Source organism: Novosphingobium malaysiense, assembly GCF_000802225.1.
Taxonomy (GTDB): domain Bacteria; phylum Pseudomonadota; class Alphaproteobacteria; order Sphingomonadales; family Sphingomonadaceae; genus Novosphingobium; species Novosphingobium malaysiense.
Genome location: NZ_JTDI01000006.1, coordinates 175214 through 189627, shown reverse-complemented (window position 1 = coordinate 189627; position 14414 = coordinate 175214). Strand labels below are relative to the sequence as shown.

Sequence of the window (14414 nt, the reverse complement as noted above, 5' to 3'; positions counted from 1 at the left end):
AGAGATGCATGACTGACATTCGTTTTTGGCGGCTTGATCGCCACCCCGAGGGAAACACCAACTTTGCCCAGGCACTTACGCTGTGCACTGAAGAGCCGGCCCCGCTTCACCCCGGCGAAGTGCGCATCGCGGTCGAATGGCTGTCGATGGATGCCGGCACCCGCATGTGGATGAGCCCGCGCACAGACGGGTACCAGCCACCGCTTCCTCTCGGCTCGAAAATGGTCGGACTTGTGCTTGGCCGCGTCATCGAGAGCAAGGATCCGGCCTTTCCCGTCGGCGCTTTGGTGCGCGGCTTCGGGCAATGGGCCGAGCAGGCGATCGTGTCGCCGCAAGAGGCCGGGCTGGAAGTGGTCGACGATACCGTCTCCGATCCGCGCCAGCACTTCGGCGCGCTGGGGATGAATTCCTGGACGGCCTATGTCGGCGTCAAGGAAGTCGCCGCCGTCAAGAAGGGCGAATGGCTGGCGGTGTCGGCGGCTGCCGGTGCCACCGGAAGTCTGGCCTGTCAGATTGGCCGCATTCTCGGCGCAAAGGTCGTCGGCATCGCGGGCGGCCCCGAGAAATGCCGCTTCCTCATCGACGAGATCGGTGTCGACATGGCGATCGACTACCGCAACGAGGATGTCGAAGCGCGGCTGGGAACCATCGAGGGGGGCATCAATGCCTTCTTCGACAATGTCGGCGGGCCGATCCTCGATGCCGTGCTGCCCAACATGGCCCACTACGGCCGGGTGGCCATCTGCGGCATGGTGGCCGGTTACGACAACGACAAGCCCTTGCCCGGCCCGGCCCGCTTCGACCAGATCCTGATGCGGCGCCTGAGGGTGGAAGGGTTCTTCATTCCCGATTTCCTCGAGCGGGGCGCGGAGTTCATGCCGCAGCTGCGGGAATGGCTCGACGCGGGGAAGCTGACGATGCGTTTCGATGAAACGCAGGGAATCGAAAACGTGCTGACCGCCTACGAGCGCATGCTGACCGGCAAGAACATGGGCAAGGTCCTGGTAAAGCTCTGATGCCGATCATCCGGCACAGCGCACCGCTGCAATGTCTCGTGGCCGTGCGCGGTCATCCGTTCGATCGCACCGCCTTCGACACAATGTTCCAGGCCATGGAGGGCATCAGCGCGACGATGGTGGACCAGCCGGCGGCTGCGCGGCTGATGAATCCCGACGGCATGCGTGGCTTCGACGTGCTGGTTCTCTACGACATGCCCGGTCTCGATTTCGAGGCGGGCGAGGGCGCCCCGGCCTATCTGGAGCCGCCGCTGGATCTTGCGCCGGGGATGCGCGCATTGTTCGAGGCGGGCAAGGGTGTCGTGGCGTTGCATCATGCGCTGGCAGGCTGGCCAACATGGGACGAGTACCACGAATGGCTGGGCGGCCAGTTCCTCTATCATCCCGGCGAGGTGCGTGGCGTGGCGGTGCCGGACAGCGGTTATGCCCATGACGTCACCTACGAGGTCGAGGTCCTGGCAGATCATCCCGTCACGGGAGGACTCCCCGCGCGCTTCACGCTGACCGACGAACCTTATCTGGCCCAGATCTTTACGGACGAGGTCGAGCCGCTGTTGCGCGCTGACATGCCGTATACCCGGGATCGGTTCTATTCGGCCGATCTTGCCGTACAGGGGCAAATGTACGCGCGCGATGGCTGGGAGCATCCACCGGGAAGCGATCTCATCGGCTGGACCCGGCAGGTGATGAACAGCCGGCTCGTCTATCTGCAGCCGGGCGACGGACCATCGGCCTACGACAATCCGCACTACCGGCGGCTGGTGGAGAACGCGATCCGCTGGGTCGCGCCCTCCACCTGAGCGTTCACATCGCGGTCACGCCGCCATCGACGGTGAATTCCGCGCCGGTGATGTAGTTGGCTTCGTCGGAGGCCAGGAACAGGTTCATGTTGGCGATATCGAGCGGTGTGCCCAGCCGCTTCATCGGCACGCTGGCGACGATTTCCTTGAAGCCTTCGGGGTTGTCGCGGCGGGCGACGTCCTGCATCGCGGTTTCGATCATGCCGGGGTGGACCGAATTGCAGCGAATGCCCTCGGCCGCGCACTCCATCGCCACGACCTTGGAGAAGATGCGCACGCCGCCCTTGGCCGCGCCATAAGCCCCGCAGGCCGGCACGCCGACAAGGCCGCCGATCGACGACAGGTTGATGATCGATCCGCCGTGGCCGACCTTGCGCATCAGTTCGACGGCCCGTTTGGCGCCGTAGAAAACGCTGTCGAGGTTGACCTTGTTCTGCTTTTCCCAGTCCGCCGCGGTGAGCATCGTCAGCGGCTTGAGGATGGCGATACCGGCATTGTTCACCAGAACGTCGAGCCGTCCGTGACCCTTTTCGACTACCGAGAACACCTTGTCCCAGTCCGCTTCGCTGGTCACGTCGTGGGGCAGGGCTTCCGCCTGCCCCCCGGCTTCGCGAATGGCGCCGGCGACGGCTTCGGCCCCGCCGGCATCCAGGTCGGTGAGATAGACGAACGCGCCTTCCTCGGCAAAACGGTGCGCTGTTGCTGCACCGAGCCCACGGTCGTTACCGGCCCCTGTCACGAGGGTGATCTTGCCTTCCAGACGGCCCATCTGCTTGCTCCTTGGACTGTTTCTCATGTCATCAAATAGAAAGGAGGCGTGCGGCGAGAGAGTAAGCCGCACGCCTCCTTGACACCGACCCGGACCCTTTGGTCAGGCCATCGGTCGATCAGTACTTGAACCCGATCGTCGCGCCGTAGGTGCGAGGCTCGAGAGCCATGCCGAACGACCAGAGCCCGGCCACCGTGAATGCGTGGGTGGTGGTCTTCTCGTTCGCCAGGTTGCGACCGAAGACGCGGAAGTAGGCTTCCTTGTCGCCGAGTTCGAAGTTGAAAGTCAGGCTCGCGTCGATGAGATCCTGCGTGGTGGTTCGTACGCGCGGGTCGTTGCCATTGACGATGACCTGCGTGACATTGCCCGAACCGTCGGTGATCGGAGTCAGCGAAGCGGCCGAGATCTGCTCGTCGTAGGGGCTGATGTGGCGCCATCCAGCCGTCGCCGCGACCGAACCGAAGCTGGTCGGCACTTCGTAATCCGCATTGAGCGAGGCAGTGAACTTCGGCGCGTAGATCAGGCGATTGGCCGAATAGTCGAACGGCACGATTTCTGTGCCATAGACCCCGTCGGTGATGAAGTCGCGGAAGTGCGACTTCATGTAGGCGCCCGAAGCGGTAAACCGCAGGCGGGACGAGACGCGCAGCGAACCGTCGAACTCGATGCCTTTGATGATGGCGCCGCCCGGTACGTTGCCGGTGATCGTCTGGTTCCCGGTAGGACCACCGGGGACCGTCAGATTCTGCTGCATGTTCTTGTAGTCGGAGACATAGGCGGCGAGGTTGAGGTCCAGCCTGCGGTCGAACAGCGACATCTTGGCGCCGACTTCATAGGCATCGACGGTTTCCGGCTGGAACGGCGTGCTGGCCGTCTCCGCCGTGGCCGCGCGAGGACTGAAGCCGCCCGAGCGGTAGCCGCGCGACCAGCTTGCATAGAGCATCATGTCGCTGTTGGGGCGATAGTCGATCCCTACCTTCGGCGTGAACTTGCTGAAGTTGGCGTCGCCCGTACCGATCAGGCCTACCTGTGCAAAGCTGTTGCTCAGCTTCTTGTTGTCATGCGACCAGCGACCGCCGAAGGACAGACGCCACTTGTCGGCGAATGACCAGTTGAAGTCGCCGAACACGGCATAGCTCGTGGTCTTGCCTTCGACGTACTGCGGGTTCTGGTCGAACTCGGTGGGCGGGACGTCGGGCGCAAAGCCGAAAACGCGTGACCACTGCTTCAGGTCGTACTTGGAATTGAAGAAATAACCACCGACGACGTAGTCGAAGCTCGTGAACAGGTTGCCCGAAGCGCGCAGTTCCTGGCTCCATTGGGTGTAGTGCTGCCGGCGGTCGACGTAGTACAGGTCGGTCGTCGAGCCGTCGAAGTCCTGCGTCTGCTTCTCGCGGCTATGGCGCCACCCGGTGATCGAGGTGAGCGTCACGTCACCCAGATCGTAATTCATGTGAAGCGTGGCATCCGGCGCGTGATACGTGCTCTTCGCGGGATCGCCGAACGTCGTGTAGAGATCGGTCGTGTTGTTGCGGTTGCATTCCTCGGCAGGCTCGAACGCGCAGAACACCTCGGTGCTGTTGGTCAGGTTGCTGACTACCGGATCGAAGGTCTGCTCTACGTTTTCGATGGTGAACTGCGCATCGAATGCGGATCCGATCGGCTGGTAGAGCAGGCTGGCGCCGTAGCTGTCGCCCTTGCTCCAGCCGGCGTTCGTGTCGCGCGGCTTGTTGTGGTAGAAACCGTCGGTCTCATTGTGGAAATACCAGGCCTTGATGCCCCAGTTTTCGCCATCGCCGTAGTTGAGAATCGCCTTGGCCGCCCAGGTATTCCAGCGGCCATAGGTGAATTCTGCCTTCACGCCCGGTTCCATGGTGGGCTTGGTACGGGTGATGCTGATCACGCCGCCGATGGTGTTGGCACCGAACAGCGTACCTTGCGGGCCGCGTAGGACTTCGATCTGGGCGATGTCGAAGGCGTCCTGAAGCTGGCCGGTGTTGGTACCGATCGTCACGCCGTCGACCACGACGCCGACGGTGGGCGTCTGCGACTTTTCGATATCGGCGTAGGTCAGGCCGCGGATCGAGATGTTCGCTGCCTGGGCACCCGAATTCTGCTGGGTGATCAGCAGACCCGGCGCTGCGCCCTGAAGGTCGCCGATATTCACTGCAGCCTTGTTTTCAAGCATGGCAGCATTGACGGCGGTGATGGCCACCGGCGTGTCCTGCAACGTTTCTTCGCGGCGGCGAGCCGACACGATGATTTCGTTGGGATCGGTAACCGCGGTGTCCTCGCTGTCCTGCGCCATGGCGGGAACGGAAAACCCGGAGATTGCAGTTGTGGTGAGCGCGAGCAGCCACGCTCCGCGAAGACGTGCGAATGCCATTCAGATTCCTCCCATGCGACCCGACATTGTCGTGGCCGGACTTGTTGCCTCGTCTTTATGCAATGCTTTGTGCCAAAACAGACCTGCCACTATGATCAGGTGCGGTCTGGGCCGCGATTGCCGAGGTAATCATCCAAACACGGTGGAGATGATGCATGGCCGAAAATCGGCGCTTCCTGCTTGTGCGCAGGCCCCAGGGAACTCCCGAAGAAAGCGACTTCGCGCTTGAGGCGAGTGACATACCGGTGCCGCCGCCGGGTGGCCTTGTCATTCGCAACCGCTTCGCATCGCTCGATCCGGCGCAGCGCGGCTGGATGGACGATGCGGAAAGCTACATGCCGCCGATCCCGCTCGGCGATCCCGTGCGGGCAACCACGGTCGGGATCGTCCACGCATCGGACAATCCGGACTTCGCAGTCGGCCAGTGGGTGATGGGCCTGAACGCCTTGGAGGATTATTCCGTGGCGATGCCGGGCGGCTTCACCATGGCGATCGATCCCGATGCCGTAGCCTCTCCCTCGAACTATCTGTCCGCATTGGGGGCCGTGGGGCTCACCGGCTACTTCGGCCTGCTGGAAGTGGCCAAGCCGCGGGCCGGCGAAACGCTGCTGGTATCGGGCGCAGCGGGCGCCGTCGGATCGGCGGTGGGGCAGATCGGCAAGATCAAGGGCTGCCGCGTCGTGGGCATCGCGGGCGGACCGGCAAAGTGCCGTCGCCTGCTCGAGGACTACGGTTTCGATGCGGCCATCGACTACAAGGGCAAGGATCACGAGGCTCTGGTTGCGGCCATTGCCGAGGCTGCTCCGGACGGCGTGAACATGGTTTTCGAGAACGTCGGCGGCCCGGTCATGGAGGCCGAAATGTTCAATCTCGCGCATCATGCCCGCATCGTGCTTTGCGGCCTGATCAGCGAATACAATGCGCCGGAGAAAGTCGGCCTCAGGAATTTGTGGCAGGTGCTTGCCCGCCGCGCGACCATCCACGGCTTCCTGATCGCCGACTACGCCGAGCGGTTCGCCGAAGGCGGCGCGCAGATGGCCCAGTGGCTCGCCGAAGGAAAGCTGCGCATGGATGAGGACGTGCAGGAAGGGCTGGAGAACGCCTACCCGGCGTTCATGCGGCTGTTTACCGGGGCCAATACCGGCAAGCTGGTGCTGAAGATCTCATGAGCGGGCGCCTCGACGGTCGCCGGGCCATCGTTACCGGGGCGGGCTCGGGCATAGGGGCAGCGGTTGCCACAAGGCTCAGCGCAGACGGCGCTCGGGTCTTCACCGCCGATCTCCAGGGTGAGGTGGATTTCACTGCCGATCTGACCGGCAAGGACGCGAATGCCGATCTCGTAGCGAAGGCCCTCGCGGCAATGGGCGGGTTGGATACCGTGGTTCCCTGCGCCGGGATCAGCGCCTTTCACCCGCTGGAGGGGCACGACGATGCCTATTTCCTGCGCGTTCTGGAGGTAAACCTCGTTGCCGTGTTCCGGCTGATCCGAGAGGCGACGCCGCATCTCAAGGCGCACGGGGCGGGGCGCATCGTCACTATCGGCTCGACAACCTCGGCTTACGGGGACGAGGGCCTGAGTGCCTATTCCGCATCCAAGCATGCCGTCCTCGGCTTTACCAAGTCGGTCGCTGCCGAACTGGGGCCGTTCGGCGTGACCGCCACGTGCGTACAACCTGGCGCGATTGCCACGCCGATGACCGCTCCTGCTTTTGAACAGATGCCCGAATATAAGACGTTCTGGGAAAACAAGGCGCCGCTGCGCCGCCTCGGCACGCCGCAGGATATCGCCGACGTGGTCGCTTTCCTGTGCAGCGAGGATGCCCGCTTCGTTTCCGGCCACGGCCTCTGGGTTGATGGCGGCGCAATGGTGCGGCATTGAGCATCGACGCGCTGCTGCTTTTGACAGGTCCGTCGCCGGGCCGGCTGATGAGCGCGCTGCCAGATGGGGGGCAATTGGCCACCTGCATGCCCGCGGATGCGCTTCCCGCGCTTGCGCATGCCGGCGGCATGGCGCCGGACCTGCCCGAAGCACTGGTAACGTGCCGCTTGCAGGAGGCGCCGGCTTTCCTCTCCGCGATTGCCGACGATCTGGATAACGCGGCCAGTTCTGTGCTCGCATTTCGCCGCCACGCGATCCTGCCGGGCCGCGATGCGGTCCGCCTCTACTTCGGCCTGCGCCGGCTCGCACGGCTTACCCAGGACGCGTTTCAGGACTATTGGCTGAACCACCATGCCGACTACGGCCGGCGCCTGATTCCGCCGTACAGCTATCACCAACTGCACACCGCCTCTTCAGAAACGAACGAGTTGGCGCAAGGCACCGGACTTGCCGCATCGACGCTCGACGGTGTCGTAGAGGTGCATTTCCCGGATATCGAAGCGCTTGTGCGTCAGCTTTCCCGGGAAGACGTCGCCAAGGGCGCCCTGGAAGACGAGCGCAACTTCATCGATCATTCCCGATCGCAGTTCTGGGCCTATCGGGAGCATATCTGACGCAATCGAGGGTGTGGCACTGGGGCAACGTGCCTGTTGCGGCGTCTGAACAGCATTCCATCGCAAATCTGCAACTGCGGGAAGGCTGGATCCATGCGCACGAGTCTCGTTGTCTTCGGCCTGGCTGTACAGGCCTGCTCCACGCCGGCTCTGGCGAACGAGGCCAAGGCCATAGGCGCATCCGCCCAGGCCGCCATGCCGATGAGCGTCTCCTGGTCTGTAACCGATCAGGACATCGTCGAGAGGGCAAAGACAAGGCGCTTTGCGAATGACGGTGGAACCGAAGGGTGGGGCCTCGAATATGTTTCGCTGCATTCGTCCCACAAGGATGTGCTGCCGCTCGCCAATACCCGCTTGAAGGTACATGTTCGCCACGCAAAGTTGACGGCGTGGCATACGGTGGCGTCGGACACGGTCCTCGGAGCGGCCGTCTTTGCCGGCACCGCCAGCCGGCTCGACAGGACGTCGGCGATCTTTCCCGGCAAGACGAAGGCCCGGTACGCCGGAATGCAGCTGGCCGTGGCGCAAGGCGGGAATTGGCGGCTGAGGAGCGAATGGTTCTTTCAGGGCGGGTGGGGCGGACGTTCGCTCGAAGCCGATGCCATTCGCATGACCAACGGGGAACCGCCCAGGGCCCGCGGTGTGCGGGCGACCCTGGAGGTTCCCATCGCCGACACCGCCGCTACCCTGAGCCTCGAGGCGGACGTGGGCTCGAGGGCACTTGCTCCGGGGCAAGCCATCCGGCACCGGCAACAGGTGGGACTGGGCTTCACGACGTCCTTCTGACCCGCCAGCGCAAGGCAAAAGGGCGGCAGGTTGCCCCGCCGCCCTCGCTGGGAGAGTTCGTGAAAGCCGTTTTTACCCCTTCATCACGGGGGCCGGCGTCTGGCCGGTTTCGTCGAGATAGTAATCCACCCACTTATGGAAGAACTGGTTGCCCGGCTCGTTGCGGCCGAAGACCTGGTGGGTCATCGCGCCGCTTTCGAGCCCGTTCTGGACCTGCAGGCCCAGCAGGTAGTCTTCCTCCTCAACGACGTTGAAGAAGAAGTCGCACATCTCGTCGAGGGACTGGAGGCCTTCGTCGGTCTCGGGCTTCGTCGGGAAGCAGTAGTTCATCACCGTCACGTTCTTGTCCGGCGCATCGCCCGGGAAGAGCTGCGCGAACTGGCACATCTCCGGAGCCAGAAAGAGCGCGAAATTGGGGAACAGCATGCGGATGAAGTCGTAGCCGTTGTTCTCCTGCTTGCCCCATTCCTCGCGCGGCAGGTCGTGCAGGCGGGTGATCGCGTTCTGCGGGAAGCCGATCAGGATATGCGGACCATGCCCCTCGTAGATCGCCCGGTTTGACGGCGAGCGCGTGGCTACGGTGTTCGTGTGCGCCGCCTGGAAGTGATAGCCCTCGAGATAGCCGTCGTAGGCGACCTTCCAGTTGGCGCCGTGCATGACTTTGCTCTTGTGGAAGTACCACCTCTCGAGTTCGAGGTCGGCGAAGTACTCGTACATGTCGCCCAGCCAGGCCCGCGCATCGATTTCGAGGCCGGGGGTGAGGATCACGTAGATCATGCCCGCCACTTCGTCGCAGGGAAGCTCGGTCATGTTGAGGGTGGAGCGGTCGACGTCGCCGAAGGTGCTCGCCTCGGCAATACCCATCAACTTGCCATCGTTGGCGTAGGTCCAGCCGTGGTAGGGGCAGGCGAAGGCTTTGCAGTTGCCGCGGCCTTCGGGTGCGAGGTGCGCGGCGCGGTGCTTGCAGACGTTGAGGAAGGCGCGGGCCTTGCCGTCCTTGGCACGGGTGATGACGACGGGCATGCCCATCACGTCCATGGCCTTGTAGTCGTTGACTTCCGGCAGCTCGATGGTGAGCGCCAGCATCAGCGGCACACGCTTGAAGATGCGTTCCTTCTCGCGCTCCCAGCGTTCCCCGTCGAGGTAATTGTTGACGGGCACCTGGAAGACCTCGGGGGCCTGATCGGTCGTGCGGGTCTCAACGAAATTGAGCATCCGCTCTGCGGCGTTCGCGTACTTGTCGAAATTCTCGGTCATCGGGGGGCTCCCTCAATCGGCCAGGTACTTGTCGAGTGTCTGGTGCAGGTGGCGGATGCGCACTTCCTGATAGTCTCCCAGTTCCACGCGCTGGTTTTTGGAGACCTTCAGGCCTTCGTGGGTGAGTTCCATGTTGGACATGTCCTGATCGACCACACCGCCCAGAACACCCAGTTCCGGGGCATCGGACCAGTCCTCGTCCTCACCCAGCATATGCATCGGCACACCCTTGGGGCGCGGTTCGCCTTCGGGCACGCGGGCGATCACGCGCACTTCCATCAGGCAGTGGTCCTGATCGGGCCAAGGGCGCCAGCGGTAGACGATGTTGGGCATGAAACCGCCCCATGGCGCGAAGTTCGGGAAGACGTTGTAGACGAGCGCGTCCAGCAGTTCGCATTCCGAGATCTGCGAATAGTCGCCGCCGAACATCTTCTGCGACGTGGCCCGCATGGCTTCGCCGAGCGCCTGCCGGGCTGTCCGGCCCTCGGGCACCTCGACTGCTCCGGCATCGTCCTCGCCATCGTAGTTGTCGGCGGAACGGCCGTTGTACTTTCCGAACTCCTCTATGATCCACTGCTCGGAGAGCTTCTTGTCCTCAATGTGCGGGCTGACGACGCCGAACGGCGTGTAGTTCACGTTCACGTGGTCGGAGAGCACATGATAGGCCGCATTGGCATCGCCGGTGAAGGGCATGAGCTGCGGGTGGGTGACGTAGGCGTGATAGCTTTCCATGAAAGCTTCCATGGTGATTTTCCAGTTCGCCTTTACGACCTTGCCGACCCAGGCGACCGTCACGCATTCCTCGTGCTTCCAGCGCTTGAAGTACTCGGGCAGCGGGCTCAGGAATTCCTCCAGCGAGGGACCTTCGTCGCTTTCGCGCACAAAGATGTAGCCCTGCCAGCGGCCGACGCTGGCTTCGGGAAGCTGCATTTTCTCGTCGGAGAGATGTCCGAAGTCCCAGCGGCACGGGATGTTGCGCAGCGAGCCGTCCGGGTTCCACGAAAAGCCGTGGAAAGGGCACAGGAACTGGTCGGCATTGCCGTTGTCGGTAGCGAGCTTGCGACCGCGGTGCAGGCACACATTGTGGAAGGCCTTCACCTCGCCGTCGGCCTGCCGCACGATCAGGTAGGAACGGCCGGCGTTCTCGTAGGTAACGTAGTCGCCCGGTTCGGGCAGATCCTCTTCGCGGGCGGCGAACTGCCACACGCGGGGCCACATGCGTTCCTTCTCGAGCGCGAAGAACTCGGGATCGTAGTAGCGCTTCGCATCGATCGGCTCGGAGCCGAGGTAGCGGTACTGATCCTGCGCGACGAAGTCCGGCGGTGCGATGTCGTCTGCAGCAAGAATGTCTTCCCAGCCAGGGCCGGGGCAGCGGGCGGGAAGGAAATCGTCGCGGGAATCGAAATCAGCCATTCTTGCCTCTCCGTTTCTTCGTTGGAGAGGAAATCTCACAAAGTCCGTTTCGGCGCTTGATCGAGGTCAAGAAATGGGCCGATTCCGACCTGACATTTGTGATAGGAAGTGCTGCTCTAAGGCGGGTTTGAATACATTAACAGACAGAGCTGCCGTTTTTTTGATTCGGGCAGGGCCTGCGCTGCAAAAAAAGGCGGCGGGCCCTTTCGGGACCCGCCGCCAGAAGCCCTGTGTGAGGGTGGGAAAAGGATCGATCAGTCGATCAGAACTGCACGCGCTTGGTGAAGGCGCCGTCGACCACGATGTTCGCACCGGTCATCGCCTTGCAGGCGGGCGATGCGGTGAAGACGATCGCGTTGGCCAGTTCCTCGCCGGTGGTCATGCGGCCGGCGGGGATGGCGCCGACGATCTGGTCGAAGAATTCCGGCGCGCCTTCCTTGATCTGCGGCCAGGGGCCATCCTCGGTCCAGACCGGGCCGGGGGTGATGCAGTTGGCGCGGATGCCTTCGGCGGCGAGCGCCTGCGACAGCGCCGCGGCGTAGTTGATCACCGCTGCCTTGAGCGCGTTGTAGGGCTGCACGCCCATGAATTCTTCCACGGCGCCGGTCGAGCTGATGCACACGACCGATCCGTCCTCGGACTTGGCGAGGAACGGGCGGGCGGCGGCAATGCCGCGGCGCATGGGCAGGATGTCGGTGCCCAGCACGGTTTCCCAGGCGGCGTCGGTGTCTTCGCCGGGATTGACCGAGGTAAAGCTGATGAAGATGTCGCAGCCGCCGAGTTCACCGGCCGCCTTCTCGACGAAGGCAGGCACGGTTTCCGCATCGGAAACGTCGAGCGCCTCGCCGTAGCTCTTAACGCCGATCTTGGACAGTTCGGCCACGACATTGTCGACCTTGCCCTGGCTGCGCCCGCAGATGGCGACGTCGCAGCCTTCCTTGGCCAGCGTGTGCGCGACAACGCGGCCGATGCCGCCGTTGGCGCCAAGCAGGATGGCTTTCTTGCCCTTCAGTCCGAGATCCATTGATCAGTTCCTCTGCCTTTGCCGGAATCGTGTTCCAAGTTCCTTGCGAGTGGTTCCTTTCAACCCTTGAGGCCCAGCGGACCACTACACTTTTAGTCAGGAATGCCGGCTTCGCTGTCGTGCTAGCCCTCCGGGCCAGACAAAAACGAAGGAGAGCGACATGGCAAGACTGCAGGGTAAACGCGCGGTCATTCTGGGCGCCAGCAGCCCGGACAACATGGGGCAGCACATCGCCACGCGGTTCCTCGAAGAGGGCGCAAAGGTCCTTGTCTCCGGGCGCAAGGAGAGTGTCCTTGCGGATTTTGCCGCCCAGCACGGCTGTGAATGGGCCGCATGCGACATCACCGACGAAGCCAGCGTGAACACCCTTGCCGATGAAGGCTGCGAGAAGCTTGGCGGCATCGACATAGCCATCAACGCGACGGGCTGGGGTCTGCTCAAGCCGTTCCTCGACAACACCCACGAAGACCTCGTGGCGATGACCATGCTGCAGTACGTGGGGCCGTTCCATTTCTACCAGGCCATGCTGCGCAAGATGATGCGCTCGGCTGGCGGGCAGGGTGGCTCGATCATCCAGATCAGTTCGGCTACGGCTACGATCATGCTGAACGATCATGCTGCGTACATGGGGACAAAGGCCGGTACCGACCACGTGATCCGCTGCATCGCGCACGAATTCGGCTCCGAGGGCGTCCGCGCCAATTCGATTTCGCCCGGCCTGACGGACTCGCCGATGACGGCCGATGCCAAGCAGGTACCCGGGCTCTTCGATTCCTTTCTTGCCGGCTACCCGCTCGGCCGGATCGGCACGTCGGACGATATCGCCGCCGCAGCCGTCTTTCTCGCCAGCGACGAGTGCTTCATGACCGGTGAGAACCTGCAGGTGAACGGCGGCCTGACGCTGCGCCGCAATCCGATGAAGAGCGAAATCGATGCCGCCGTTGCCGCGGCGATGGAGGGCTGATTGCCATGAGCACTGCTGACGTCCCGCAGATCATTCCCGAAGCCGAAGTCGGCGACTGGCAACAGGAGGTCGATGTCGTTGTCGCCGGACAGGGTGTTGCCGGGACATGCGCTGCGCTGGAAGCGCACCGTGCCGGCGCGGACGTTCTGATCGTGGAGCGCGCCTCCGGAGGCGGCGGTGCAAGCGCGATGTCGTCCGGGATCTTCTATCTGGGCGGCGGTACGGCGGTGCAGGAAGCCGCCGGCTATGAAGACGATGCGGAACAGATGGCCGCGTTCCTCATGGCAAGTTGCGACCCGCTCGATCCCAATGCCGCGCTTGCGTTCTGCAGGGACAGCAAGGCGCATTTCGACTGGCTGGAAGCACAAGGCGTGCCGTTCGAGCGCAGCTATTTCGGCGGCAAGGCGGTGTTCCTGATGGATACGACCTGCCTGATGTGGACCGGCAACGAAAAGGCCTGGCCCTATCGCGAAGCGGCACGGCCCGCTCCGCGCGGGCACAAGGTGGCAGGCGCCGGCGAGAATGCCGGGGCGGCCGGCATGCAGCCGCTGATCCAGAGGTGCGAGGACGAGGGCATTGCGGCGATCTACGACAGTGCCGTGATCGCACTGGTGAAAAGCGCCGAGGGCCGCGTCGTCGGCGTGAAGGTGAAGCAGACGACCGGCACGTTCTTCGTCAAGGCCCGCCGCGGCGTGATCATCGCGTGCGGCAGCCACAACCTGTGCCAGCCTTTGCTCGACCAGCACTTGCCGCTGCTCAGCGAGACCAGCGAGCCGCTGGCGATCCCCAGCAACGACGGGGCCGGGGTGCGCCTGGGCATGTCGGCGGGCGCCCATGCGATCGCGATGGACGGGGTGATCCCCACGGCCTCGATCTATCCGCCCGCACAGCTCATCAAGGGCATCATCGTCAACCGCAACGGCGAGCGTTTCGTGGCCGAGGACGTCTATCACGGGCGCCTGGCGAACTTCGTGATGGAACAGCCGGGGCAGACGGCCTACCTGATCCTCGACGAGGAAATCTTCGCCTATCCGGAAAATCCGTTCAGCAATCACACGCTGGTCGATGGTTGGGAAACGATCGAGGAGATGGAAGCCGGGCTGGACCTGCCCGCCGGGTCTCTCGTACGAACGATGGCGCAGTATAACGCCGATGCGGAAAAGGGCGTCGACACGCGTTTCCACAAGCATCCCGACTGGATCAAGCCGCTTAACAAGGGGGCCTTCGCCGCGTTCGACATCAGCTTCGACAAGTCGAGCTATCTGTTCATCACGCTCGGAGGCATCAAGACCGACGAAGTGGGCCGGGCGCTCGATCTCAAGTCGAATGCGATTCCGGGCCTCTATGTCGTGGGTGCCAGCGCCGCGCATATCCCGCGCACCGGCAAGGCCTATGCCAGCGGACTGAGCCTGGGGCCAGGCAGCTATTTCGGTCGCCGCGCCGGGGCGCATGCTGCCGGAGCCAACTGGGGATAATCACCAAGGCGCCGAGGCTCGATAGCCGCTC

At 63.4% G+C, this 14414-nt stretch carries 13 protein-coding genes; 8 read left to right on the top strand and 5 right to left on the bottom strand.

Translation table 11 applies throughout. The features are described from left to right. Positions 1-8 precede the first annotated feature (8 nt). Both LK12_RS18560 and LK12_RS18555 read left to right on the top strand, forming a co-directional pair. The gene (locus tag LK12_RS18560; protein WP_039287410.1) at positions 9-1016 is read left to right on the top strand and encodes an NADP-dependent oxidoreductase; all 1008 of its coding nucleotides are present in this window, start codon (positions 9-11) and stop codon (positions 1014-1016) included. Beyond that, on the top strand, positions 1016-1816 hold the full coding sequence (locus LK12_RS18555; RefSeq protein WP_039287408.1) for a ThuA domain-containing protein: 801 nt from the start codon (positions 1016-1018) through the stop codon (positions 1814-1816). Before LK12_RS18560 ends, LK12_RS18555 begins: the two co-directional genes overlap by 1 nt. 4 nt (positions 1817-1820) lie before the next feature. Here the strand turns inward: LK12_RS18555 and LK12_RS18550 are convergent, their stop codons facing one another. Together LK12_RS18550 and LK12_RS18545 are read right to left on the bottom strand one after the other, a co-directional pair. Next, positions 1821-2585 (bottom strand): SDR family NAD(P)-dependent oxidoreductase, encoded by a 765-nt coding sequence (locus tag LK12_RS18550; protein ID WP_039287406.1) that lies wholly within the window; start codon positions 2583-2585, stop codon positions 1821-1823. Between the two features lie 118 nt (positions 2586-2703). Then, entirely contained in the window at positions 2704-4971 is a 2268-nt protein-coding gene (locus LK12_RS18545) for a TonB-dependent receptor (RefSeq protein ID WP_039287403.1), read from the bottom strand. A 155-nt stretch (positions 4972-5126) separates the two neighbouring features. Between LK12_RS18545 and LK12_RS18540 the strand changes: the two genes are divergently transcribed. From LK12_RS18540 to LK12_RS18525, 4 genes are all read left to right on the top strand, one after another. Next, a complete protein-coding gene (locus LK12_RS18540) occupies positions 5127-6140 on the top strand; it encodes an NADP-dependent oxidoreductase (RefSeq protein ID WP_039287401.1) in 1014 nt (337 codons plus the stop codon). Further along, on the top strand, positions 6137-6850 hold the full coding sequence (locus tag LK12_RS18535) for an SDR family NAD(P)-dependent oxidoreductase (RefSeq protein ID WP_039287399.1): 714 nt from the start codon (positions 6137-6139) through the stop codon (positions 6848-6850). The genes LK12_RS18540 and LK12_RS18535 overlap by 4 nt, the downstream gene beginning before the upstream one ends. A gap of 47 nt (positions 6851-6897) precedes the next feature. Continuing rightward, positions 6898-7464, top strand: coding sequence for an EthD domain-containing protein (locus LK12_RS18530; protein WP_156135556.1), 567 nt, complete (start codon positions 6898-6900; stop codon positions 7462-7464). A 93-nt stretch (positions 7465-7557) separates the two neighbouring features. After that, a complete protein-coding gene (locus LK12_RS18525) occupies positions 7558-8250 on the top strand; it encodes a hypothetical protein (RefSeq protein WP_052223601.1) in 693 nt (230 codons plus the stop codon). A 72-nt stretch (positions 8251-8322) separates the two neighbouring features. Here the strand turns inward: LK12_RS18525 and LK12_RS18520 are convergent, their stop codons facing one another. The 3 genes from LK12_RS18520 to LK12_RS18510 all read right to left on the bottom strand — a co-directional run bounded on the left by LK12_RS18520 (position 8323) and on the right by LK12_RS18510 (position 11944). Then, a complete protein-coding gene (locus LK12_RS18520) occupies positions 8323-9507 on the bottom strand; it encodes an aromatic ring-hydroxylating oxygenase subunit alpha (RefSeq protein WP_039287393.1) in 1185 nt (394 codons plus the stop codon). A 12-nt stretch (positions 9508-9519) separates the two neighbouring features. Further along, complete coding sequence (locus tag LK12_RS18515; protein ID WP_039287390.1) at positions 9520-10920, bottom strand: aromatic ring-hydroxylating oxygenase subunit alpha; 1401 nt, start codon at positions 10918-10920, stop codon at positions 9520-9522. Positions 10921-11182: 262 nt separating this feature from the next. Continuing rightward, complete coding sequence (locus LK12_RS18510; RefSeq protein ID WP_039287387.1) at positions 11183-11944, bottom strand: SDR family NAD(P)-dependent oxidoreductase; 762 nt, start codon at positions 11942-11944, stop codon at positions 11183-11185. Between the two features lie 160 nt (positions 11945-12104). On the opposite strand from LK12_RS18510, the gene LK12_RS18505 reads away from it, so the two are divergent. Next, positions 12105-12908 (top strand): SDR family NAD(P)-dependent oxidoreductase, encoded by an 804-nt coding sequence (locus LK12_RS18505; RefSeq protein ID WP_039287385.1) that lies wholly within the window; start codon positions 12105-12107, stop codon positions 12906-12908. Between the two features lie 5 nt (positions 12909-12913). Further along, positions 12914-14383, top strand: coding sequence for an FAD-dependent oxidoreductase (locus LK12_RS18500; RefSeq protein WP_052223600.1), 1470 nt, complete (start codon positions 12914-12916; stop codon positions 14381-14383). Positions 14384-14414: the final 31 nt, after the last annotated feature.